The sequence below is a fragment of the Azospirillum sp. Marseille-Q6669 genome (assembly GCF_965111635.1).
Genome location: NZ_CBCOOP010000001.1, coordinates 1,482,727 through 1,504,845, shown reverse-complemented (window position 1 = coordinate 1,504,845; position 22,119 = coordinate 1,482,727). Strand labels below are relative to the sequence as shown.

General features: G+C 69.2%; 22 protein-coding genes and 1 tRNA gene. 16 read left to right on the top strand and 7 right to left on the bottom strand.

Features of this window, described 5'->3' with window-relative positions:
* Positions 1 to 14 precede the first annotated feature (14 nt).
* From ACWPXE_RS06595 to ACWPXE_RS06570, 6 genes are all read right to left on the bottom strand, one after another.
* Positions 15 to 815 carry a MetQ/NlpA family ABC transporter substrate-binding protein gene (locus ACWPXE_RS06595; protein ID WP_454017161.1) on the bottom strand — a complete coding sequence of 267 codons (801 nt, stop codon included), beginning with the start codon at positions 813 to 815 and terminating at the stop codon, positions 15 to 17.
* A gap of 10 nt (positions 816 to 825) precedes the next feature.
* Positions 826 to 1,494, bottom strand: a complete 669-nt coding sequence (locus ACWPXE_RS06590; protein ID WP_104675398.1) for a methionine ABC transporter permease — start codon at positions 1,492 to 1,494, stop codon at positions 826 to 828.
* On the bottom strand, positions 1,460 to 2,524 hold the full coding sequence (locus ACWPXE_RS06585; protein WP_454017160.1) for a methionine ABC transporter ATP-binding protein: 1,065 nt from the start codon (positions 2,522 to 2,524) through the stop codon (positions 1,460 to 1,462). Before ACWPXE_RS06585 ends, ACWPXE_RS06590 begins: the two co-directional genes overlap by 35 nt.
* On the bottom strand, positions 2,521 to 4,191 hold the full coding sequence (locus tag ACWPXE_RS06580) for an acyl-CoA synthetase (protein WP_454017159.1): 1,671 nt from the start codon (positions 4,189 to 4,191) through the stop codon (positions 2,521 to 2,523). Before ACWPXE_RS06580 ends, ACWPXE_RS06585 begins: the two co-directional genes overlap by 4 nt.
* A gap of 68 nt (positions 4,192 to 4,259) precedes the next feature.
* Positions 4,260 to 5,039, bottom strand: a complete 780-nt coding sequence (locus ACWPXE_RS06575) for a MetQ/NlpA family ABC transporter substrate-binding protein (protein ID WP_454017158.1) — start codon at positions 5,037 to 5,039, stop codon at positions 4,260 to 4,262.
* Positions 5,040 to 5,112: 73 nt separating this feature from the next.
* Positions 5,113 to 5,313 carry a hypothetical protein gene (locus ACWPXE_RS06570; protein WP_014198188.1) on the bottom strand — a complete coding sequence of 67 codons (201 nt, stop codon included), beginning with the start codon at positions 5,311 to 5,313 and terminating at the stop codon, positions 5,113 to 5,115.
* A gap of 616 nt (positions 5,314 to 5,929) precedes the next feature.
* Between ACWPXE_RS06570 and hisG the strand changes: the two genes are divergently transcribed.
* From hisG to ACWPXE_RS06490, 16 genes are all read left to right on the top strand, one after another.
* Complete coding sequence (hisG, locus tag ACWPXE_RS06565; protein ID WP_041812864.1) at positions 5,930 to 6,598, top strand: ATP phosphoribosyltransferase; 669 nt, start codon at positions 5,930 to 5,932, stop codon at positions 6,596 to 6,598.
* On the top strand, positions 6,582 to 7,889 hold the full coding sequence (gene hisD, locus ACWPXE_RS06560; RefSeq protein WP_454017157.1) for a histidinol dehydrogenase: 1,308 nt from the start codon (positions 6,582 to 6,584) through the stop codon (positions 7,887 to 7,889). The genes hisG and hisD overlap by 17 nt, the downstream gene beginning before the upstream one ends.
* Entirely contained in the window at positions 7,886 to 8,368 is a 483-nt protein-coding gene (locus ACWPXE_RS06555) for a UPF0262 family protein (protein ID WP_454017156.1), read from the top strand. The genes hisD and ACWPXE_RS06555 overlap by 4 nt, the downstream gene beginning before the upstream one ends.
* 16 nt (positions 8,369 to 8,384) lie before the next feature.
* Positions 8,385 to 8,846 (top strand): arsenate-mycothiol transferase ArsC, encoded by a 462-nt coding sequence (locus ACWPXE_RS06550; RefSeq protein WP_237905298.1) that lies wholly within the window; start codon positions 8,385 to 8,387, stop codon positions 8,844 to 8,846.
* A 135-nt stretch (positions 8,847 to 8,981) separates the two neighbouring features.
* Positions 8,982 to 11,285 carry an ATP-binding protein gene (locus ACWPXE_RS06545; RefSeq protein WP_454017155.1) on the top strand — a complete coding sequence of 768 codons (2,304 nt, stop codon included), beginning with the start codon at positions 8,982 to 8,984 and terminating at the stop codon, positions 11,283 to 11,285.
* Between the two features lie 110 nt (positions 11,286 to 11,395).
* Complete coding sequence (locus ACWPXE_RS06540) at positions 11,396 to 12,472, top strand: lytic transglycosylase domain-containing protein (RefSeq protein ID WP_454017154.1); 1,077 nt, start codon at positions 11,396 to 11,398, stop codon at positions 12,470 to 12,472.
* Positions 12,473 to 12,614: 142 nt separating this feature from the next.
* The gene (gene infA / locus ACWPXE_RS06535; RefSeq protein ID WP_014198195.1) at positions 12,615 to 12,833 is read left to right on the top strand and encodes a translation initiation factor IF-1; all 219 of its coding nucleotides are present in this window, start codon (positions 12,615 to 12,617) and stop codon (positions 12,831 to 12,833) included.
* 56 nt (positions 12,834 to 12,889) lie between these two features.
* The gene (locus tag ACWPXE_RS06530; protein ID WP_454017153.1) at positions 12,890 to 13,495 is read left to right on the top strand and encodes a Maf family protein; all 606 of its coding nucleotides are present in this window, start codon (positions 12,890 to 12,892) and stop codon (positions 13,493 to 13,495) included.
* On the top strand, positions 13,492 to 14,733 hold the full coding sequence (locus ACWPXE_RS06525; RefSeq protein ID WP_454017152.1) for a ribonuclease E/G: 1,242 nt from the start codon (positions 13,492 to 13,494) through the stop codon (positions 14,731 to 14,733). Before ACWPXE_RS06530 ends, ACWPXE_RS06525 begins: the two co-directional genes overlap by 4 nt.
* Positions 14,734 to 14,736: 3 nt before the next feature.
* On the top strand, positions 14,737 to 14,922 hold the full coding sequence (gene yacG, locus ACWPXE_RS06520) for a DNA gyrase inhibitor YacG (RefSeq protein WP_454017151.1): 186 nt from the start codon (positions 14,737 to 14,739) through the stop codon (positions 14,920 to 14,922).
* Positions 14,923 to 15,030: 108 nt separating this feature from the next.
* A tRNA-Phe gene (locus ACWPXE_RS06515) sits at positions 15,031 to 15,106 on the top strand.
* 167 nt (positions 15,107 to 15,273) lie between these two features.
* Positions 15,274 to 16,251 (top strand): glycosyltransferase family 10 domain-containing protein, encoded by a 978-nt coding sequence (locus ACWPXE_RS06510; protein ID WP_454017150.1) that lies wholly within the window; start codon positions 15,274 to 15,276, stop codon positions 16,249 to 16,251.
* A 19-nt stretch (positions 16,252 to 16,270) separates the two neighbouring features.
* Positions 16,271 to 16,993 carry a hypothetical protein gene (locus tag ACWPXE_RS06505; protein ID WP_454017149.1) on the top strand — a complete coding sequence of 241 codons (723 nt, stop codon included), beginning with the start codon at positions 16,271 to 16,273 and terminating at the stop codon, positions 16,991 to 16,993.
* Between the two features lie 8 nt (positions 16,994 to 17,001).
* Positions 17,002 to 19,485 (top strand): tetratricopeptide repeat protein, encoded by a 2,484-nt coding sequence (locus ACWPXE_RS06500; protein ID WP_454017148.1) that lies wholly within the window; start codon positions 17,002 to 17,004, stop codon positions 19,483 to 19,485.
* Positions 19,482 to 20,267 (top strand): galactosyltransferase-related protein, encoded by a 786-nt coding sequence (locus ACWPXE_RS06495; protein WP_454017147.1) that lies wholly within the window; start codon positions 19,482 to 19,484, stop codon positions 20,265 to 20,267. The genes ACWPXE_RS06500 and ACWPXE_RS06495 overlap by 4 nt, the downstream gene beginning before the upstream one ends.
* A 131-nt stretch (positions 20,268 to 20,398) precedes the next feature.
* Positions 20,399 to 21,478 (top strand): ParA family protein, encoded by a 1,080-nt coding sequence (locus ACWPXE_RS06490; RefSeq protein ID WP_454017146.1) that lies wholly within the window; start codon positions 20,399 to 20,401, stop codon positions 21,476 to 21,478.
* A 204-nt stretch (positions 21,479 to 21,682) separates the two neighbouring features.
* On the opposite strand, the gene ACWPXE_RS06485 is transcribed toward ACWPXE_RS06490, so the two are convergent.
* The gene (locus tag ACWPXE_RS06485) at positions 21,683 to 22,111 is read right to left on the bottom strand and encodes an Lrp/AsnC family transcriptional regulator (RefSeq protein ID WP_454017145.1); all 429 of its coding nucleotides are present in this window, start codon (positions 22,109 to 22,111) and stop codon (positions 21,683 to 21,685) included.
* Between the last annotated feature and the right edge of the window lie 8 nt (positions 22,112 to 22,119).

The window sequence follows — 22,119 nt, the reverse complement described above, 5'->3', positions numbered from 1 at the left end:
GGAGCCGGCGGCGATTACCAGGCCGGAACCACCGCACCCTTGAAGCGGTCGAGGATGAACTGCTTCACCTCGTCGCTCTGGTAGACCTTCACCAGCGTGGCGACCCACGGCTTGTCCTGGTCGACCTTGCGGATGGCGATGACGTTGGCGTAGGGGCTCTCGCTGGCCTCGCGGGCGATGGCGTCCTTGTTCGGGTCCAGGCCGGATTCCATGGCGAAGTTGGTGTTGATGACCGCCACGGTCACGTCGTCCAGCGAGCGCGGAAGCTGGGCGGCGTCCAGTTCCAGGATCTGGAGCTTCTTCGGGTTCTCGGAGATGTCGAGCGGCGACGCCTTCAGGCCGGCGCTCTCCTTCACCTTCAGCAGCCCCTTGGCCTGGAGCAGCAGCAGGGCGCGGCCGCCGTTGGTCGGGTCGTTGGGGATGGAGATCTTGGCGCCGTCGGGCAGCTCGTCCAGGCTCTTCACCTTCTTCGAGTAGACGCCCATCGGGAAGATCACCGTCTTGGCGACGCTGACCAGCTCGTAGCCGCGGTCCTTCACCTGGTTGTCCAGGTAGGGCTGGTGCTGGAAGGAGTTGGCGTTCAGGTCGCCCTGCGACAGCGCCTGGTTCGGGATGACGTAGTCGGAGAACTCCAGCACCGTCAGGTCGAGGCCCTCCTTGGCGGCCAGCGGCTTGACCTTCTCCAGGATCTGGCCGTGCGGGCCGGGGGTGACGCCGATCTTCAGGGCTTCGGCCGACGCGCCGACGGCGGTCGCCAGGGTCGCGATGCCGGCCACCAGACCAAAGGCCGCGCCGAGCACACGGTTACGGAACATCTCCAACTCCTCAGGACTTCAGGTTGCGTTTGTTGACGCGGCGGGCGATCCAGTCGCCCGTCGATTGAACGATCTGCACCAGCACGATCAGCACGATGACCACGGCCAGCATCACCTCCGGCAGGAAGCGCTGGTAGCCGTAGCGGATGCCGAGGTCGCCCAGCCCGCCGCCGCCGACCGCACCGACCATGGCCGAATAGCCGATCAGGCTGACCACCGACAGGGTCAGGCCGAGCGCGATGGCGGGCATCGCCTCCGGCAGCAGGACCTTGCGGATGATCTGGAAGGGCGTGGCGCCCATGGACTGCGCCGCCTCGATCAGGCCGCGGTCGACCTCGCGCACGGCGCCCTCGACGATGCGGGCGATGAAGGGCACGGCGGCGACCGTCAGCGGCACGATGGCCGCGGCGGTGCCGATGGAGGTGCCGGCGATCAGCCGGGTGAAGGGGATGATCGCCACCACCAGGATGATGAAGGGGGTGGAGCGCGTCATGTTCACCAGCACGCCGGCGACCCGGTTGAAGGCGAGGTTCTGCAGCAGCTCCCCCCGGCCGGTGACGGCCAGGAGCACGCCCAGCGGAAGGCCCAGCGCCGTGCCCAGGAGGCCCGACACCGCCACCATGTAGAGCGTGTCGAGAAGCGCCTTAAACAGCAGCGCGTAGATTTCCGGGGACAGCATGACCGAGCACCTCGACACCGAGCTTGTTGACGTTCAGGAGGCTGATGGCCGCCTCGATGGACTGCGGGTTGCCGATGGCCTCAACCACCAGCGTTCCGAAGGGCGCGCCCTGGATCTCGTCGATCTGGCCGTGCCAGATGTTCAGGTCCAGGTTCAGCTTGCGGCTGATCGCGCTGATCACCGGGGAGGTCGCGCGCTCGCCCGTGAAGGTGATGCGCAGCACCATGTTCGACCCCGGCACCGGCGTGGCCGACAGGCGGGCGCGCAGACTGTCCGGGATGCCGCGGTTGATCACCGGATCGACGAAGGTCTTCGTCGTCTCGTGCTTCGGGTGCGCGAAGATGTCGAAGACCGGCCCCTGCTCGATGATCCGACCGTTCTCCATCACCGCCACCTTGTGGCAGATCTCCTTGATGACGGCGATCTCGTGGGTGATCAGGACGATGGTCAGCCCCAGCCGCTTGTTGATGTCGGCCAGCAGATGGAGGATCTGGGTCGTCGTCTCCGGATCGAGGGCGGAGGTCGCCTCGTCCGACAGCAGCACCTTGGGCTTGCTGGCCAGCGCGCGGGCGATGCCGACGCGCTGCTTCTGCCCGCCCGACAGCTCCGCCGGGTAACGGTCGCGCTTGTCGGTGAGGCCGACGAGGTCGAGCAGCGGCTCCACCGTCTCGCGGATCTGCGCCTTCGCCACCCCGGCCAGTTCCAGCGGCAGGGCGACGTTGTCGAACACCGTACGCGAGGACAGCAGGTTGAAGTGCTGGAAGATCATGCCGATGCTGTGCCGCGCTTCGCGCAGATCGCGCGGCGACAGGGCGGTGACGTCCACCCCGTCGACCAGCACGCGGCCCGACGTCGGCTTTTCCAGCAGGTTCACGGTGCGCAGCAGCGTGGATTTGCCGGCGCCCGAGCGCCCGATGATTCCGTAGATCTCGCCGCGCCCGATGGTGAGGTCGATGTCGGCGAGCGCCTGGACCGGCTGCCCGGTGCCGCGGGACGGATAGGTTTTCTGAAGCTGTTCGAAGGTTATCATACGCTCTTGGCCTCCCGACGTGCGCCCAGATCGCGGGCGGCGTCGCGCAGGACGGTCTTCTGGATTTTACCGGTCGATGTCTTCGGCAGGTCGCTGAACACGACGGTGCGCGGCACCTTGTAGTGCGCAATGCGGTCGCGGCACCATTGAATTATGTCGGACTCAGAGGGGCGCTCCGCGCCGGGCTTCACCGTGACGAAGGCGCAGGGGCTCTCGCCCCAACGGTCGTCGGGGCGGGCGACCACGGCGGCCTCCAGAACGGCGGGGTGCCGGTACAACGCTTCCTCCACCTCCAGGGACGAGATGTTCTCGCCGCCGGATATGATGATGTCCTTGCTGCGGTCCTTCACCTCGATATAGCCGTCGGGGTGCAGCACGCCCAGGTCTCCGGTGCGGAACCAGCCGTCCTTCAGCGCCTCCTTCGTCGCCGTGGGGTTCTTCAGATAGCCCTTCATCACCGTGTTGCCGCGCAGCGCGATCTCGCCGATGGTCTGGGCGTCGGCGGGGACCGGCCGGCCGGTCTCGCGGTCGAGCACGGTGGCATCCTCCACCGCGACGTGGTTCACCCCCTGCCGCGCGAATTGCAGCGCCAGCCCGTCGGCGTCGAGATGCTCCCAGCCGTCCTGCGGGGCGCAGACGGTGGCCGGGCCGTAGCATTCGGTCAGCCCGTACATGTGCACCACGTCGAAGCCCAGCGCCGCCATGCCGGCCAGCACGGCGGACGGCGGAGCGGCGCCGCCGGTGCCCACGACGACGCGGCGGGGGGCGGGCCGCCGCACCGATGCCGGGGCGTGGATCAGCATGTTCAGCACGATCGGCGCGCCGCACAAATGGGTGACGCCCAGCTCCGCGATGGCGTCGAAGATCGCCGCCGGCTCCACCCGGCGCAGGCAGACATGGGTGCCGCCCGCGGCGGTGACCGCCCAGCTGTAGGTCCAGCCGTTGCAATGGAACATCGGCAGCGTCCACAGGAAGACGCTCTCGGGCCGGACGTTCAGGGTGAAGGCGTTGCCCAGCGCGTTCAGATAGGCGCCGCGGTGGTGATAGACGACGCCCTTGGGGTTGCCGGTGGTGCCGCTGGTGTAGTTCAGCGCGATGGCCTGCCACTCGTCGTCCGGCCCGTGCCAGGGGGCGGGGTCGGCGGCGGCGAGGAAGTCCTCATACTCCACGGCACCCAGCGACGGCGCGTCAGGCGCCTGCTCGTCGGCGATCTCCACCAGCGTGACGGGGCGCTCCGTCCGGGCGAGCGCGGCCCTGGCGACCGGCGACAGTTCGCGGTCGACGAGCAGGAGCGCCGTCTCGCTGTGGTCCAGGATGAAGGCGATGGCCGCGGCGTCCAGCCGCGTGTTCAGCGCGTTCAGGACCGCGCCGGCCAGCGGCACCGCGTAATGGGCCTCCAGCAGCGCCGGGACGTTGGGCGCCAGCACCGACACCGTGTCGCCGCGCCTCACCCCGGCCCGCAGCAGCGCCCCGGCGAAGCGCCGCACCCGGTCGTGGAACTGCGCGTAGGTGATGGTGCGGCGGCCGTGGCGGATGGCCGGCTTGTCCGGATAGACCTTCGCCGCGCGTTTCAGGAAGCTGAGCGGGCTGAGCGGGACGTGGTTCGCGGGGTCGGGGGCGAGGCCACGGTCGAAGATCGAGGCGGTGCGGCTGAACTGGCCGGTCATGACGGAGCTTCCTGAAAAGAAAGGCCCCTCTCCCCTTCAAGCGGGGAGAGGGGATGGACAGAGGGCAATCACCAAGTCGGGATGATGGTGCCGTTGAAGCGCGTGTTGATGAAGTCGCGCACCTCGGCGGAGCGGTACAGTTCGATGAAGCGCTTGATCGCCGGGTCCTCGGCGCGGTCCTTGCGGACGGCCCAGATGAGGTGCCATTTCGACTGGTCGTCCTCCAGGACCAGGGCGGTCTTCGGAGACAGCCCGGCCAGGACCGCGTAGTTCAGCGTGATGACCGAGGCGTCAACGTCGTCCAGCGAGCGCGGAAGCTGAGCGGCGTCCAACTCCACCAGCTTGATCTTCTTCGGGTTGGACGCGATGTCGGCGATGGAGGTGTTCAGGCCCGCCCCGTCCTTCAGCCCGATCACCCCGGCCTTGGCCAGCAGGAACAGCGCACGGGCGCCGTTGGTGGGGTCGTTGGGGATGGAGACGCTGGCCCCCTCCTTCAGGTCGGCCAGCGACGACACCTTCTTCGCGTAGATGCCCATGGGTACGACGATGCTCTTGGCGACCGGCACGATGTCGTAGCCACGCTGCTTGATCTGGTTGTCCAGGAAGGGCTGGTGCTGGAAGTTGTTGGCGTCGATGTCGCCGGACTGGAGGGCGGCGTTGGGCATGTTCCAGTCGGTGAACTCGATCACCTCCGCCTTCAGGCCCTCCTTGGCGGCGATCTTCGCCGTGTACTCCAGGATCTCGCCATAGGGGCCGGCGGACACGCCGAGCTTCAGAGCCGCGGCGCCGGCGCCGGTGGAGACGGTGAGAAGGGCGGCGGTGACAATGGACGTCAGAAAGGCTTTCACGGAACGGGTCCTCTATGCGCGGTGTGGAATGGCCTGGTCGGGCGATGGAGTGTTGTGAAATGCAGGCGCGCGTTCAGCGCCGCCGCACGCCGGAGCGTCGGGCTGCCAACTGCTTGGCGGCGCGCTCGGCTTGTCCGACGTTGCGGAAGGTCTTGCGGTCCAGATCCTTGAAGGACCAGTCGGACACGAAAAAGGTGAAGCCGCCCTGGCCGGCGACGACGATGCCGGCGGACCGGCCCTGGACTTCGATGGCGTAGGCGTTGGAGGTGCTCATGACGGCGTTCTCCCTCGGCCCGCGGCGCTGCGGCGCGCGGGATTCTTGCGGATCGGATGCTGGACTGGATGGCTTGGCGCGCTGGAGTCAGCGGCGACACGAGGCGTTGCGCATTCGGCAACACAAGCCCATCGCGGTGCCGGTCCGATCGGCGGAGGAGGGGAGGGTCATCATGGTCATTCCGGTCACTCCTGTCAGAGTTCCACGACCGGTATCGTGGCGCTTTAGCGTTTGGTGACGCGGCGCAAGCTGGCGATCAAATTGCCGCGGGGCGCCCCCCTTGGGCGTCCGGGGATTTATCTACAATGTTAATGGGCATTCGGTCAAGGAGAAAAATGAAAAAGAATATGTGAAATGACGTGTACAACAAAAATTATAAGTTCAATATTTTTGGGGGGGAGATAGGGAAGGGGTGCCCTGCCCCGATGGATGGAGTTCCCGATTTCCGCGCCCGACAAAGCCGCCCTGCGCCGCACTACGCCTCCTAAGACCGTGACGGCGGCGCGGAATGTGGTATATCCGGGCAGCGGTTCAGCCCGAGGAGAGTTCTTTGCCCGCCGATACCCGTGCTCTTGGCGCGTCAGCGCCCAGCACGCCGGCCGATGCGTCGTCGAACGTGTCGGCCAGTCAGCCGCTGGTTCTGGCCCTGCCCAAGGGACGCATCCTGAAGGAGCTGCGCCCGTTGCTCGCCCATGCCGGCATCGAGCCGGAAGCGGCGTTCGACGACGCGGACAGCCGGCTCCTGCGCTTTGCGACCAACATCCCGAATCTCAGCATCATCCGCGTCCGGTCCTTCGACGTGGCGACCTTCGTCGCTTTCGGCGCCGCCCATCTGGGCGTGGCCGGCAACGACGTGCTGATGGAGTTCGACTATCCGGAAATCTACGCGCCGCTCGACCTTGGCATCGGAAAGTGCCGCCTGTCGGTCGCCGAACCGGTCGAACTGGGGGAGAGCGACGATCCGTCGCGTTGGAGCCATGTGCGCGTCGCGACCAAATACCCGGAGGTCACCAGGAAGCATTTCGCGGCGCGCGGGGTGCAGGCGGAGTGCGTGAAACTGAACGGCGCGATGGAACTTGCCCCGACCCTCGGCCTATGCCGCCGCATCGTCGATCTGGTGTCCACCGGCTCGACGCTGAAGGCGAACGGTCTGGTGGAGATCGAGCACATCGCCGACGTCACCTCCCGCCTCATCGTCAACCGGGCCGCCTTCAAGACGCGGCCCGAGGAGATCTCCGGCTGGATCGACCGCTTCCGGGAGGCTGTGAATGCCCGTCAGGCTTGATGCCCAGGACCCCCGCTTCGCCGAAGGCTTCGAGGGGCTTCTCCACGCCAAGCGCGAAACCAGCGAGGACGTGCAGGTCCTGGTCGCCGGCGTCATCGACGACGTGCGCAAGCGCGGCGACGCGGCGCTGATCGACTACACCGCCCGCTGGGACCGCCAGACGCTGACCCCCGCCACCCTGCGCATCTCCCAGGAGGAGGTCGACGCGGCGGTCGGAAAATGCGGCGACGACCTGCTGCGCGCGCTCGACACCGCGGCGGAGCGCATCGAGAGCTTCCACCGCCTCCAGGTGCCGGAGACGACCGACTACCGCGACGCCCAGGGCGTGCGGCTGGGCGCCCGCTGGACGGCGGTCGGGGCCGCCGGCCTCTATGTGCCGGGCGGCACGGCGTCCTACCCCAGCTCCGTCCTGATGAACGCGCTGCCGGCCAAGGTCGCGGGAGTGGAGCGCATCGTCATGGTGGTGCCGACCCCGGACGGGGCGATCAACCCGCTGGTCCTGGCCGCCGCCAAGCGCTGCGGCATCACCGAGATCTACCGCATCGGCGGCGCCCAGGCCGTGGCCGCGCTGGCCTACGGCACGGAGACCATCGCGCCGGTGGACAAGATCGTCGGCCCCGGCAACGCCTTCGTCGCCGCCGCCAAGCGGCTGGTCTACGGCACCGTGGGCATCGACAGCATCGCCGGCCCGTCGGAGATCCTGGTGGTCGCCGACAACCGGAACGACCCGGCCTGGATCGCCATGGACCTGCTGTCCCAGGCGGAGCACGACACCTCGGCCCAGTCGATCCTCATCACCGACGACCCGACTTTCGCCGACGCGGTGGCGGCGGCGGTGGACCGGCATCTGGAGACGCTGCCCCGCGCCGCCATCGCCGGGGAGAGCTGGCGAGAGCACGGCGCCATCATCGTGGTGCGCGACCTGCTGGCCGAGTCGCCGGCCCTGATCGACCGGCTGGCGCCGGAGCATCTGGAACTGGCGGTGGAGGACCCCGACGCGCTGGCCGCGAAGGTGCGCAACGCCGGTGCCATCTTCCTCGGCCGCTACACGCCGGAGGCCATCGGCGATTACGTTGCCGGCCCGAACCACGTCCTGCCGACGGCGCGCTCCGCGCGCTTCTCCTCCGGCCTGAACGTGCTCGATTTCATGAAGCGGACGACCTTCGTCGCCTGCGATGCGGACAGCGTGAAGGCGATCGGTCCGGCGGCGGTGACGCTGGCCCGGTCGGAGGGTCTGGACGCGCACGCGCTGTCGGTGGCGCTGCGCCTGCCTGGGGGAGGTCAGGGGTGAGCACGAAGGGCAACCGCCGCATCGTCCACGTGACGCTCGACGAGAAGACGGTGATCCGGCGCAAGCCGGAGGTGGAGCACGAGCGCGCGGTTGCCATCTTCGACCTGCTCGAAGACAACGAGTTCTTCCCCTGCGACCATGCCGACTCCGGCCCCTATCACCTGCATCTGTCGATCGAGGACAACCGGCTGGTCTTCGACGTCCGGCGCGACGACGACAGCGCGCTGGACAGGATCACCCTGCCGGTGACCGGCTTCCGGTCCGTCGTCCGGGACTATTTCCTGATCTGCGAAAGCTACTATCAGGCGATCAAGCGCTCCACGCCCTCGCAGATCGAGGCGATCGACATGGGGCGCCGCGGCCTGCACAACGAAGGATCGGAGATGCTGCGCGAACGGCTGGCCGGCAAGGTCGAAATGGATCTCCAGACGGCGCGTCGGCTGTTCACGCTGATCTGCGTCCTCCACATCCGCGGCTGACGGGGTCGGGCGGCGCATGGCCCCGGTGCTGCAACCGCTCCCCGTGACGAGCGTGTTGTTCGCCTGCACCTACAACATGATCCGCTCGCCGATGGCGGCGGCGATCATGCGGCATTTCCATGGCACGCGCGTCTATGTCGACTCGGTCGGCGTGCGCGAGGGGGACGAGGTCGACCCCTTCGCCGTGGCGGTGATGGAGGAGATGGGCATCGACCTGTCCCGCCACCGCTGCCGCAGCTTCGAGGATCTGGAGGACACGAATTTCGACCTGATCGTGTCGCTGTCGCCGGAGGCACAGCACCGCGCCATCGAGATGACCCGCACCATGGCGTGCGACGTGGAGTTCTGGAACACCTTCGACCCGACCCTGGTGGACGGCAACCGCGAGGCCATGCTGGAGGCCTACCGCAAGGTCCGCGACGGGTTGCTGGGCAGGATCAAGGAACGGTTTCCATTGTCCCGCGGCCCGATGGTGTGACCATCCGCCGGTTTGACGGCGGGATTATGTGAAGTCCTTTTTCAAGGATGGGTTGAGGTGCTATTGAGATGGGTCATCGAACGACGTGTGCCCCTCCACCTAGTCTCTAGAGACCCTTGAGAGGTTCTCCGCCTGATGCTCGCCGGTTTGCCGTCCCGCCTGTTTCGTGCCACCGGTCTGCGGAGTCTCCGTCTGCGTCTGATGGGCGTCGTGCTGGCGTCCCTGGCTCTGCCGTTGGCCGGGGCGCTGTACTTTTTCGACCAGCAGCTCGACCAGCGCCTGAGCAGCGCCCAGGAACTGGCGCGGCACCTGACCGAGGACGGGGTGGAGCGGCAGCGCGACCTGATCGGCGAGGCGCGGAACCTGCTGAGCGTTCTGGCCCTGGTGCCGGCGGTCCGCGACGCCGACCACAGGGACACCGACGCCTGCGTCGCCACGCTGGCGCCGATGCCGCGGCAGCACCGCTGGACGACCGGCGTGTGGGTGACCGACCCGAACGGCCTCCTCATCTGCGACACGACCGGCCCCGGCTCCGGGATGAGCCTGCGCGAGCGCGAGTATTTCCAGCGGGCGCTGGACACCAAATCCTTCGTGCTGAGCGAGGTGGTGATCGGCAAGCGTTCGGGGAAGCCGCTGATCCTGGCGGTGCAGCCGGTGCTGGTGAATGGTGAGGTTGAGCGGGTTCTCGGGGTGGCGATCGACCTCGCTTGGTTGACCGATCTGGTGAAGGTGACGAAGCAGGACGATGCGCGCATTCTGGTGCTCGACCGTCGCGGGGTGCTGATCGCCCGCCAGCCCGATCCGGAAGGCTGGGTCGGGCGCAGTCTGATGGATTTCCCATACATCAAGCGCATGCTGACCGAGGGCAGCGGCGTGTTCGAAAGCGAAAGCGCTGACGGGCGCACCCGCATCTGGGCTTTCCGCCATTCTCCGGAAACCGATACCGTCTTTGCCGTGGGCATGCCGACCGAGCCGATCGTGGCGGACGCCCAACGTGACCTGCTGCGCGGGCTGGTTCTGCTCGGTATCGCCGGGCTGTTCAGCGTGGCCGCGCTCTGGTCTCTGCTCCACGCCTCGGTCCTGCGCTGGATGCGCGTTCTCAGCCAGGCGGCGACCCGGATCGGGGCCGGCGACGTCGGGACCGTGGTGGAGGCCCACGGCGCGCCCGACGAGATTCGGCTGGTGGCCAACGCCTTCAACGACATGTCGGGCCGGCTGAAGCGGCGCGAGCAGGAGCTGCGCGCCGCCATGGAGGAGGCCCGCGCCGGCAGCCGCGCCAAGGAGGATTTCCTGGCGACCATGAGCCACGAGATCCGGACGCCGATGAACGGCGTGATCGGATTCGCCGACATGCTTCTGGAAACGCCGCTGACGGCGGAGCAGCGGCGCTACGCCTCCCAGGTGCGGGAGGCCGGGCGTTCCCTGCTGACCGTCATCAACGACGTGCTGGACCTGTCGAAGCTGGAGGCGGGCAAGCTCGATCTGGTCCGTGTGCCGTTCCGACTGGACGATCTGGCCGACCGCTGCCAGGCCATCGTACGGCTGGCCGCCGAGCAGAAGGGGCTGGAGATGCACACCTCCGTCTCCGCGGCAGCGCGCGGCTACGTGCTGGGCGATCCCGATCGGGTGCGCCAGATCCTGCTGAACCTGCTCGGCAACGCGGTGAAGTTCACCGACACGGGCAGCGTCCGCCTGACCGTCAAGGCCATGGGGGACGAGGCCGGCCCGCGCCGCTACACCTTCACCGTCAGCGACACCGGCATCGGCGTGCCCGAAGACCGCCAGCGCGAACTGTTCCAGCGCTTCAGCCAGTTGGACCGCGGGCGCGGCGGCACCGGGCTGGGGCTGGCCATCTGCCACCGTCTGGTCGAGCTGATGGGCGGCGAGATCGGCGTGGAAAGCCGCCCCGGCGTCGGCAGCACCTTCTGGTTCAGCCTGCCGCTGCAACCCGCCAGCGCCCCGGAACGGGACGACCAGGACGGCGGCGCGCTGAACCACCAGCCGCCGAGCCGCGGCGCGCGCATCCTGCTCGCCGAGGATCTGGCGATGAACCGCGATCTGGTGATCGCCATGTTGACCCGAGCCGGTCACCATGTGGACGCGGTGCCCGACGGCGCCGCCGCCGTGACCGCGGTGCAGGAGCGCGTGTACGACCTCGTCCTCATGGACGTGCAGATGCCGGTGATGGACGGGCTGGAGGCGACGCGGCGCATCAGGGCGCTTCCCGGCGTGCTGGGCCGCATCCCGATCCTGGCCCTGTCGGCGGGCGTGCTGGCCGTGGAGGTGGAGCGCTGCCGACAGGCCGGGATGGACGATCATCTGGCCAAGCCCTTGGAGAAAAGCCGGCTTCTGGCCGCCGTCGACCATTGGAACGGCGAGGGGCGGCGAACGGAGGTTGATGTCGGCCCCATCCGCATGGCCGACACGCCAAGCGATTGAATCCTCCGCGCCGATCCCGGCCAATGATTAAGAAAAATTAAGGCCTTTGTGCTAAAGCTGCGGCGAAGGGTTCCGCGGGAGCGGTTCCGGTCTGACGGTTCCGGTGTTCCATGAAGGTCGCGCTGCCTCCACTCGTCCCGCTTCCCGAGCGCAAGCCGGATGTTCCCGCGCCGCCGTCCTCCACGGGCGCCGCGTCGGGCGGGTCGTTCCAAAGCGCGCTGGCGGATGCCCAGCCGGTTCCCCGCGGGCGATTGACCAACGGGCAGAAGGTGCCGCCCCTGCCGGCCGCGAAGCCGGAGGCGCCGATCCAACTCGCCGACGGAACCCGCGTGCCGTTTCCCGCCCGCAAGCCCGAGGCCGCCGCGATGGCTGCTGCGTCAGGCACCCAATCGACGGTGATCGGCGCCGCGCTGGCGAACAGCCCCGCCGCCGGGCAGGTGGTTCTGGCGGCCCAGCAGGTCGCCGGCCTGTCGGGCCACAGCTTCACCGCCATTCTCGCCCAGGCGACCCAGGAAAGCGGGCTGGATCCGGCGGCCCGCAACCGCTCCAGCTCCGCCGCCGGTCCGTTCCAGTTCCTGGAGCGCACCTGGCTCGACCTGTTCCGCCGCCATGGCTCCGCCTACGGCCAGGGAGAACTGGCGAGCGCGATCCAAAGCCGCAACGGCATCCCCTCGGTCAAGGACCCGGCGGTGCGCCGCCAGATCCTGGCGCTGCGCCACGACGTCGACCTTTCCGCCGGCATGGCCGCGCGCTACCTGTCCGAGGGCCGCGACCGGCTGGAGGAGCGGCTGAAGCGCCCGGTGTCGGAAACCGAGAGCCGCATCGCCTATGTGCTGGGCGTCGGCGGAGCGGCCAAGCTGATCCGTGCCGCCGAGTCGTCGCCCAGGGCCGCCGCGGCGGAGCTTCTGCCCGCCGCGGCGCGGAGCAACCGCGGCCTGTTCTACGACCGCGCCTCGGGCCGGGAGCTCACCGCGTCGGAGACCGTCGCGCGGCTGACGCGGCGCATGGACACCGACCAGAAGGAGATGTTCGAGCGCATCGCGCAGGCCGCGGAACCCCGTCTCCGGCTCGATGGCGGCCCGTCTCCGCTCAGTTCTTTCCAGTCGGCGGCGCTTGGCGGCACCGCGGGCATGGACGCGGGCGGCGCGTCGGAGTATGAAAACGGCGACGGAAACCCGCTCGGCTGAACCGCCGGCTGTTTCCGTCCCATCTGGAAGGCTTTGGCCAACCCCCACGCCGGAGGCTCACTGCCCCCGGTGGAATCCCCCTTGACCGGGCGGCTTCGGGAGGTCAGTTATTGCCTCGAAACTGTTACGGACTTAAGGGGCTATGGCTAAGGAAGATCTGATCGAGTTCTCCGGAACCGTCGTCGAGCTGCTGCCGAACGCGATGTTCCGTGTGAAGCTCGACAATGAGCATGAAGTGCTGGCGCACACCTCCGGCAAGATGCGCAAGAACCGCATCCGCGTGCTGGCCGGTGACCGCGTCAACGTCGAGATGACGCCCTACGACCTGACCAAGGGCCGGATCACGTTCCGGTTCAAGTGATTGAACCGGTTTCCCGCGTTGAACCGGTTTCCACCGTCGGCCATCCTCCCCGCGTTATGAGCACCGAAACCACCCACCGGCTCGTGCTGGCGTCCGCCTCGCCCCGCCGGCTCGACCTGTTGCGCCAGATCGGCGTGGTGCCCGACGCGGTCGACCCCGCAGACATCGACGAATCGCCCCTGCCGCGGGAGCTTCCGCCCCAGCACGCGCTGCGTCTGGCCGGCGAGAAGGCCTCTGCCGTGGCCGCGCGCCATCCCGGCGCCTTCGTGCTGGCCGCCGACACGGTGGTCGCCTGCGGCCGCCGCATCTTGCCCAAGGCGGAGGAGGAGAAACAGGCGCGCGCCTGCCTCGCCCTGCTGTCCGGACGGCGACACCGGGTGTTCGGCGGGGTCGTGCTGCTGTCGCCCACTGGGGACGGGGAGGCGCTGCGCCGGTCGGATCGGCTGGTGCGCACCGACGTGACCTTCAAGTCGCTGTCCCACGAGGAGACCGAGTCCTACATCGCCTCCGGCGAATGGCAGGGCAAGGCCGGCGGCTACGCGATCCAGGGACGGGCGGCGGTCCATATCCGCTGGATCGGCGGTTCCTACAGCAACGTGGTCGGGCTGCCCCTGTTCGAGGTGGCGGCGCTGCTGCGCGGCGCGGGGTTCCCGCTGCCGTGAGCGGCCCGGCGGGCGGGACCGGATCGGACATCCTCATCGACCGCGATGGTCCACTGACGCGGGCCGCCGTGCTGACCGGCGGCCGGTTGACCGACCTCTACATCGACCATGCCGAGCGTCCGTCCCTGCTGGGCCATGTGTTCCTCGGCCGGGTGGAGCGCATCGCGACGGGGCTGGATGGCGCTTTCGTCGATCTCGGCACCGGCAAGTCGGGCCTGCTCTCCGCACTGGACGCCCGCGGGCCGAAGGGGCGCCCCAAGGCCAAGGGCGAGCGGATCGGCAACCTGCTGCGCACCGGCCAGACCGTGCTGGTGCAGGTGAAGGCCGACGCCACCGGGTCCAAGGGTCCGTCCCTGACCATGGACATCACCCTGCCGGGCCGTTTCCTGGTGCACGCGCCGCTGGGACGCGACGTGGCGGTGTCGAAGCGGCTGGGCAGCGGGCCGGAGCGCACCGAGCTGGCCCGCCGCATCCAGGACATCGCCCCCGGCGCCGGCTGGATCGTCCGGGCGGGCGCCGCTACGGCACCGGACGGGCTGCTGGCCGCGGAGTCGGACGCGCTGCATCTGGCGTGGCGGTCGATCCGCGACGCGGCGGAGCGGGGCGGCGGACCCTCATTGCTGCTGACCGGCCCCGACGCGCCGCGCCGCGCCCTGATCGAGCATGGGGCGGCTGCCCCGTCGCGGATCATCGTGGACGACGCGGCTCTGGCCCGCGACCTCGCCGGCTGGTGCGCCGACCGCGCGCCGGATCTGGAGGAGCGGGTGGAGCCGTTCGACGCCCGCCTTCTTGCCGCGCCGTCAGACGGTCGGCAACGGCTGTTCGACCTGCGCGACCTCGACGCTGAAATCGAAACGCTGCTCGGTACGCGGGTGCCGCTGTCCGGCGGCGGGTCGCTGGTCATCGAGCGAACCGAGGCGATGACCGTTGTGGACGTCAACGCGGGGGAACGCGGCAACCCGCTGGACGTCAATCTGGAGGCGGCGGTGGAGATCGCCCGGCAACTGCGCCTGCGCAACGCCGGAGGGATCGTCGTCGTCGATTTCGTCAACATGCGCAACCGGGGCGACGCCGAACGGCTGCTGAACGCCCTGTCCCGCGCGGTGGAGGACGATCCGGCGCAGACCCAGGTCTATGGCCTGTCCAAGCTGGGTCTGGTGGAGATGACCCGCGCCCGGCGCGGCACGGCCCTGGCCGAATTGCTGGGAACCGTCCGCACGGCCGCGGCGGAGGATTAAACGATGAACGACAACCAAAAGCCTTCTGAGAAAGCCTGCCCGATCTGCGGCCGCCCGGCGGCGGAGGAAACCAAGCCCTTCTGCTCCAAGCGCTGCGCCGACGTGGATTTGTCGCGCTGGCTAGGGGGCGTCTACCGCATCGAAAGCCCCGACCGTCCGGACGCCGAGGAGGCCGACGAGCGGGAGTGACGGGGCGGCGGATTTCTGCATTTTAGGGCTGGACAGGCCCGGCGAATTTGCCTACAAAGCGCGCCTCGACGCGCCTCGACGCGCCGCGGTCTCCGCCGCGGCCTCGGTGCCCAGGTAGCTCAGTTGGTAGAGCAGGGGACTGAAAATCCCCGTGTCGGCGGTTCGACTCCGTCCCTGGGCACCACTTCTTCCCTTCGTGGGGTTGTGGTGTTTCGAACGCTCCGTCATCCGCGGGGCGTTTTTTTGTTGTCCGCGCCGCGTCACCCGGCCCCGCCGGCGCGCGGAAGGGGTGGCGTTCGCGTCGCGGCGACCGTATCGTGCGTCGCGCAACGATCCGGCACGGATGGCGGGATGCTCGATCAGCGGACAAGCGCGTTTCTTGAGGAATTCCTGGCGAAGCCCGGAGGCGACCCGGAACGGCTTGACCGTTTCCTGCTCCATGGCCCGTACCGCGGCCGGCGCGGCGGCCGGACCCGGCTGAAGCTGGCCTTCCACGACTTCTGGCCGGAGTTCGACAAGGGGACGAACTTCTTCATCGAGATCCTGTCCAGCCGCTTCGACCTGTCGGTGGTCGAGGACGACAGCGACCTCGCCATCGTGTCGGTCTTCGGCGGGCGGCACCGTGAGGCGCGCAGCCGGCGCACCCTGTTCTTCACCGGGGAGAATGTGCGCCCGCCGTTGGACGGTTTCGACATGGCGGTGTCCTTCGACCGCGTCGAGGACCCGCGCCATTACCGCCTGCCGCTCTACGTCATGCACGCCTATGAGCACATGCGGGAGGGGGCGGTGCCGCATTTCTGCTCGCCGGTCCTGCCGCCGGTGCCGCCGACGCGGGCGACCTTCGCGGAGCGCGGCTTCTGCGCCTTCCTCTACAAGAACCCGAACGGCGAACGCCGCAACCGCTTCTTCCCGGCGCTGGACGGGCGGCGGCGCGTCGATTCGGTGGGCTGGCACCTGAACAACACCGGCAGCGTCGTCAGGATGGGCTGGCTGGCGAAGATCCGCGTCTTCGAGCGCTACCGCTTCGCCTTCGCCTTCGAGAATGCCAGCCATCCCGGCTATCTGACGGAGAAGATCCTCGACGTCTTCCAGGCCGGGGCGGTGCCGCTTTACTGGGGCGATCCCGACATGGAGCGGGAGGTGGCGGCCGGCAGCTTCATCGACGTGTCGCGCTTCGCCACGGACGAGGAGGCGGTGGACCACATCCTGGCGGTGGATGACGATTACGACGCCTATTGCGCCCACCGCGCCGTGGCGCCCTTCCTGGGGACGGAGGAGTTCCATTTCGACGCCTACCGCCTCGCCGACTGGATCGAAAGCCGGCTGTGACGGTCGGGGAGGGGGAGCGATGGCGCGGGTGCTGCTGAACTACGCGGACGGGGACTTTCTGGCGGCGCAGAAGCGCAACGCCCGCAGCGGGATGGAGATAGGCGGCTTCGATTCGGTGGCCATGCTGGGCCGAAGCCACATCGATCCGGCCTTCGTCGAGCGCAACCGCTTCATCCTCGACCAGCCGCGCGGCGCGGGCTATTGGCTGTGGAAGCCCTGGGCCATCTGGACCCTGCTGCGCGACCATCTGAAGGACGGCGACGTGCTGTTCTACTGCGACAGCGGCGCCCATTTCGTGCACCGCGCCGACCCGGTGATCGACCTCTGCCGGGGGCGGCGCGATCTGCCCATCCTGCTGTTCACGCTGCAGGACGAGTTCAAGAACCGCGGCTGGACCAAGCGCGACTGCTTCCATTTCATGCGGCTGGACCGGCCCGAATACACCGACGCCACCCAGATCCTGGCGAGTTTCATCGTCTGCGAACGGACGTCGGACACCATCGCCTTCGTCTCCGAATGGCTGCGCTTCGCCCAGGACGAACGCATCCTCACCGACGCTCCGAACGAGTGTGGCAAACCCGACTACCCGGAGTTCCGCGACCACCGGCACGACCAGAGCATCCTCAGCCTGCTGGCCCGCCGCCGCGGGGTGAGCACGATTCCCGACATCTCGCAATGGGGCGACGACCGCCGCCCGCCGGAGATCCCACGCATCCTGCTGCACACCCGCCAGCGGGACTGAGAGGGCGCATGGACCTTTCCGAAACCGCCGAACGGGCCGCCGCGCTGCACCGGCAGGCCGTTGCCGCCCAGCGCGAGGGCCGCGTCCGCGAGGCCGTGGCGCTGTTCCAGCAGGCGTTGGCGCTGCGCAAGGACGTGGACATCTATCTGGATTTCGGCGGCCTGCTGGCGGGGCTGTCGCAATGGGGGCCGGCGGGGGCGGTCTACGCCGCGGCGTTGAAGCTGGCGCCCGACTCCCTCGACGCCCATTACGGGGTGGCGCTGTCCCTTCACGCCCAGCGCCGCCCGGCGGAGGCCGAGCCGCACTACCGCACCGTCCTGGCGGCATGCCCCGGGCTGGGTGAGGTGTGGAACAATCTGGGGGTGGCGCTTCAGGATCAGAACCGCCCCGAAGCGGCGGAGGCCGCCTACCGCGAGGCTCTGCGCCATCGGCCGGAGGACGCCGGCACCTGGAAGAATCTGGCGGTCGCGCTGGACGCTCTGGGCCGGACCGGCGAGGCCGAAACCGCCTACCGCGCGGCGCTGGCGCGCAACCCGGAGCACGCGGTGTCCCTCAACAATCTCGGCGTTCTCGTCCTGGCCGCCGGGCGCCGGGACGAGGCGTCGCGGGTCGGCCGGCGCATGGCGACGCTGAACCCGGCGGACCGGCATGGTTGGATGCTGCTGGGCAACGTCGCCCATGCGGCCGGCCGTTGGGGCGAGGCGGTGCGGGTGAACGCGGTGGCGGTGCGGCTGGCGCCGGACGATCCCGCGTTGCGCCGCAACCTCGCCAACGCGCTGTCCGCCGCCGGCCGGCGGGAGGAGGCGGTGGCGGAGTACCGGATGGTTCTCAGGTTCCAGCCCGACTCCCTGGCGGCGGTCGATCTGGCGGTGGAACTGCTCGGCCAGCACGACACGGTGGGCGCCCAGGCGGCGCTGCGCGGCGCGATCGGGCGGCATCCCGAGAATGCCGTGGCGTGGCGAACTCTCGGGCAGACGCTGACCGGCGCCTTGCGGCCGGACGCCGCGCTGGACGCGCTGCGCCGGGCGGTCGCCCTCGATCCCGGCGGACGGGCGGGCTGGGAGGATCTGGCCGCCGCCGCGACGCTGGCGGACCGGATCGCGCCGTCGATCGACGCCCTCCGCCGCGTCCGGCGGCTTTCCCCCGCCTACAACCCGGCGCTGGCGCAGCTCGTGCAGCAGCAGCGGCACGCTTGCGACTGGCGCGACCTGCCGGCGCTGGAAGGCGACCTGATCGAGCGGCTGCGCGCCGGCGCCCTGGGCGTGCCGCCCTTCGGCCTGCTGGCGGTGGACACGACCCCGGCGGACCAGCGGGCGGCGGCGGAGCGCTGGGCGCGGCAGAAGGCGCATGGCGTGCCGACAATGGCGCGTCCCACCGTTGCCGGAGACGGTCGCCTGCGCGTCGGCTACCTCTCCGCCGACTTCCACGAGCACGCCACCGCCTATCTGATGGCGGAACTGCTGGAGCGGCACGACCGCACGCGCTTCGCCGTCACCGCCTATTCCACCGGCATCGACGACGGCAGCCCCATGCGCCGACGCCTGACCGCGGCGGTGGAGCGTTTCGTGGACCTGCGCGACCGCTCCGACCGCGACGCCGCGCAAGCCATCGCCGCCGACGGCATCGATATCCTGGTGGACCTGAAGGGCTACACGGCCTTCGCCCGCACGGCGATCCTGGCGGCCCGGCCCGCCCCGGTGCAGGTGAACTGGCTGGGCTATCCCGGCACCATGGGGGCGGACTTCATCGACGTGATCCTGGCCGACGCGGTCACCATCCCGCCGGGCGAGGAGGGCTTCTACAGCGAGGCGGTGGTGCGGCTCCCCCACGGCTACCAGCCCAACGACCGCCACCGCGCCATCGCGGAGCGCACCCCAACGCGCGCCGACTGCGGCCTGCCGGAGGACGGCTTCGTCTTCTGCTGCTTCAACAGCCCCTACAAGCTGACGCCCGCCCTGTTCGATGTCTGGGCGCGGCTGCTGCGCGCCGTGCCGGGGAGCGTGCTGTGGCTCTACGCCGGCAATCCGCTGGTGGCCGGCAACCTGCGGCGCGAGGCGGCGGCCCGCGGGGTGGCGCCGGAGCGCCTCGTTTTCGCGCCGCCGCGCCCGCTGGCGGAGCATCTGGCGCGGCACCGGCTGGCCGACCTGTTCCTCGACACGCTGCCCTACAACGCCCACACCACGGCCAGCGACGCGCTGTGGACCGGGCTTCCGGTGGTGACCTGCCAGGGCGCGACCTTCGCCGGGCGGGTGGCGGCCAGCCTGCTCGACACGGTCGGCCTGCCGGAGCTGGTGACGGACTCGCCGGCGGCCTACGAGGCGCTGGCGCTGAACCTCGCCTGCGATCCGGAACGGCTGGCCGGGCTGAAGGCGCGCTTGGCATTGGCGCGGACGGCCAGCCCGCTGTTCGACGGCGACCGCTTCGCCCGCGATCTGGAGGACGCCTATCGCGCCATCTGGCAACGCTTCGCACCGGCAGGAGACTCGCGATGACGACCACGGACCGGCGGCTTCACATCGTCGTGCCCTACCGCGACCGCGCGGCGCATCTGCGGGCCTTCGTGCCACGGGTCGGCGCTTACTTCGCAACGCTCGCCGATCCCATCGACTACCGCGTCACCATTGTCGAGCAGGAGGCCAGGCTGCCTTTCAACCGGGGCGCCATCAAGAATGTCGGCTTCCTGCTGGGCGAGGCGGAGAGCGGATACACCTGCTTGCACGACATCGACTATCTGCCCGTCGACGCCGATTATTCCTGGGTCGACCGGCCGACGCCCATCCTGTCCTTCGGGGCGGAGCAGCGGCCGGTGGCGCCGGGCCGCTCGGACCAGACGGTGACCACCGACCTGGAGAGCACGATGGGCGGCGTGCTGCTGATGCCGAACGACGTGTTCCGGCGGATCGACGGCTATTCCAACGCCTATTGGGGCTGGGGCTACGAGGATTTCGACCTGTCGCTGCGCATCCGCTCCCGCCGCATCCCGACCGCGCGGCGGCCCGGCCGGTTCGAACCGCTGGACCACGACAACGAGGGCTTCAACCCCGACGCCTCGGCCTCGCCCATCTCGCGGGTCAACAAGCGGGTCTTCCAGGCGAACTGGTCCGGCGGGACGATCCCGGAGGAGGACGGCCTGTCCAGCCTGTCCTTCGAGATTCTCGACCGCCGCCCCTGCGATGGCACCCATCCCGGCGCCGAGGGACGATGGGAGATCGTGCGCGTCCGCCTGACCATGGCGCCGCTGCCCGGCCAGTTGGCGGCCTTCAAGGCACGCTGAACCTGTTACCTTTCGGGACACCCGCGCATCTGCGGGAAGACACCGGCGCGTTCCAATGCGTATAGTGCGCCGCTTTCGGCGGCTCTTGGCCCGCAGGACGAACACCCGCGAAACGACGAAGCGGAATGGACATGACCAGCCACGAAGACGTCTTCGACGCGCCGGAGACGCGGCAGCCGACCATCCTGGCGGTGTACAACCAGAAGGGCGGCGTCGGCAAGACGACCACCTCCGTGAACCTCGCCCTGGCGCTGGCCGCGCTGGGCAAAAGCGTCGTCCTGATCGACTTCGATCCGCAGAGCAGCGCCACCAGCAACTTCCTGCTGCGGGAGAAGGCGCGCGTCGGCATCAACGACCTGCTGAGCCAGGACACCTTCGTCGAGGACGCCATCACCCCGACCAGCTTCGACGGTCTGTCCATGATCGTCGGGGCGCGGAAGCTCTATTCGCTGGAACACGCGCTGGACGCCCGCGGCGGCTCGCAGCGCGGCCTGCGCAAGGCGCTGCACTTCTCGCGCAACCCGCCGGATTACGTGGTGATCGATTGCCCGCCGGCGCTCGGCCATCTGGCCGCGGGCGCGCTGGCGGCGTCGGACCGGCTGGTGCTTCCGGTCTTTCCGGGGCGCTACGCGCTGGACGGGCTGAAGCGCACACTGTCGGTGGTCGAGCACATCCAGAAGGGCATGAACCCCAACCTGTCGGTGGCCGGCATCCTGATGCTGTCGATCACCAACGACGAGGTCGGGCGCGAATCGCTGACCCTGCTGCGCTCCGAATTCCCGGAGCTGATGTTCCGCACGGCGATCCCCTACGACGTGGACGTGGTGAAGGCGACCTACCGCCGGATGCCCGCCGCGATCTTCAGCCCGGAGGGGCGGACGACCACGCGCTTCCTGGCGCTGGGCTGGGAAATCGTCCACGGTCGCGGCTCCTCCCCAACGGACGAGCAGCTGAAGCCGGCGCAGGACCGCATCCGCGCGTGGCACGCCGACACCGACTCCTCCTACAGCGCCCGCCGCGCGGCGGCGCCGGACGAGGGCGACGAGTCCACGGGCGGCGGCAACGGGCGCGGTGCGGGAGCGGAGGCGCCCAAGGGCGGTGGCGGCCGGGCGCTGCTCGCGGCGGCGGTCGGACTGATCGTCGGCTTCGCGCTGGGCGCGCTGTTCGGCCAGCCGCTTCTGGGCGGCGTGCTGGCGGGGCTCGGCGGCTGACCAAGTTCATCGTCTGAACGCGACGCGCAGGACAAGCGGGCAATATTCGACACGGATTTCACGGATTCAGACACGGATTGCGCGGATTTTTTCAATCCGAGCGCACGTCTGCCCTAACTGCGCCGCGCCGAAGGACTCCGTGAAATCCGGTTCAATCCGTGAAATCCGTGTCGGGTCTTGTCGACCAACGGGGCGACACGAAGCCTACAGCACCGCCTTGCGGGCGGAGAGCAGGATGCTGGTCTCGGTGGAGGCGATGCCGGCGATCTGCCGGACGCGGCGCAGCGTGTCGTCGAAGGCCTCCAGCGACTCCGTTTCGATTTCAGCGACGACGTCCCAGCGTCCGTTGGTCGTGTAGACCGTCCGCACCTCCGGAAAGCCATGCAGGCGGGCGATGACCGCCTCGGCGGCGCGGCCCTCCACCTCGATCATCGTGATGGCCCGGACCATGGCGGGCCGCAGATCCTTGCGCAGCAGCACCGTGAAGCCGGCGATGACCCCGCTCTCGACCAGACGGTCAATGCGGGCGCGCACGGTGGCGCGCGACACCTTCAGCGCGGCGGCGAGGCCGGCAACGGGCTGGCGCGCGTCGGCGCGCAGCAGGCCCAGCAGGCGGTGGTCCAGGTCGTCCATGCCAAAAT

What these genes read in the sequence shown, in the direction of transcription:
- ACWPXE_RS06595 (WP_454017161.1), bottom strand. Translation starts at nt 815, where the DNA reads ATGTTCCGTAACCGTGTGCTCGGCGCGGCCTTTGGTCTGGTGGCCGGC.
- ACWPXE_RS06590 (WP_104675398.1), bottom strand. Translation starts at nt 1,494, where the DNA reads ATGCTGTCCCCGGAAATCTACGCGCTGCTGTTTAAGGCGCTTCTCGAC.
- ACWPXE_RS06585 (WP_454017160.1), bottom strand. Translation starts at nt 2,524, where the DNA reads ATGATAACCTTCGAACAGCTTCAGAAAACCTATCCGTCCCGCGGCACC.
- ACWPXE_RS06580 (WP_454017159.1), bottom strand. Translation starts at nt 4,191, where the DNA reads ATGACCGGCCAGTTCAGCCGCACCGCCTCGATCTTCGACCGTGGCCTC.
- ACWPXE_RS06570 (WP_014198188.1), bottom strand. Translation starts at nt 5,313, where the DNA reads ATGAGCACCTCCAACGCCTACGCCATCGAAGTCCAGGGCCGGTCCGCC.
- hisD (WP_454017157.1), top strand. Translation starts at nt 6,582, where the DNA reads ATGCCCGTCAGGCTTGATGCCCAGGACCCCCGCTTCGCCGAAGGCTTC.
- ACWPXE_RS06550 (WP_237905298.1), top strand. Translation starts at nt 8,385, where the DNA reads ATGGCCCCGGTGCTGCAACCGCTCCCCGTGACGAGCGTGTTGTTCGCC.
- ACWPXE_RS06545 (WP_454017155.1), top strand. Translation starts at nt 8,982, where the DNA reads ATGCTCGCCGGTTTGCCGTCCCGCCTGTTTCGTGCCACCGGTCTGCGG.
- ACWPXE_RS06540 (WP_454017154.1), top strand. Translation starts at nt 11,396, where the DNA reads ATGAAGGTCGCGCTGCCTCCACTCGTCCCGCTTCCCGAGCGCAAGCCG.
- infA (WP_014198195.1), top strand. Translation starts at nt 12,615, where the DNA reads ATGGCTAAGGAAGATCTGATCGAGTTCTCCGGAACCGTCGTCGAGCTG.
- ACWPXE_RS06530 (WP_454017153.1), top strand. Translation starts at nt 12,890, where the DNA reads ATGAGCACCGAAACCACCCACCGGCTCGTGCTGGCGTCCGCCTCGCCC.
- yacG (WP_454017151.1), top strand. Translation starts at nt 14,737, where the DNA reads ATGAACGACAACCAAAAGCCTTCTGAGAAAGCCTGCCCGATCTGCGGC.
- ACWPXE_RS06510 (WP_454017150.1), top strand. Translation starts at nt 15,274, where the DNA reads ATGCTCGATCAGCGGACAAGCGCGTTTCTTGAGGAATTCCTGGCGAAG.
- ACWPXE_RS06505 (WP_454017149.1), top strand. Translation starts at nt 16,271, where the DNA reads ATGGCGCGGGTGCTGCTGAACTACGCGGACGGGGACTTTCTGGCGGCG.
- ACWPXE_RS06500 (WP_454017148.1), top strand. Translation starts at nt 17,002, where the DNA reads ATGGACCTTTCCGAAACCGCCGAACGGGCCGCCGCGCTGCACCGGCAG.
- ACWPXE_RS06495 (WP_454017147.1), top strand. Translation starts at nt 19,482, where the DNA reads ATGACGACCACGGACCGGCGGCTTCACATCGTCGTGCCCTACCGCGAC.
- ACWPXE_RS06490 (WP_454017146.1), top strand. Translation starts at nt 20,399, where the DNA reads ATGACCAGCCACGAAGACGTCTTCGACGCGCCGGAGACGCGGCAGCCG.
- ACWPXE_RS06485 (WP_454017145.1), bottom strand. Translation starts at nt 22,111, where the DNA reads ATGGACGACCTGGACCACCGCCTGCTGGGCCTGCTGCGCGCCGACGCG.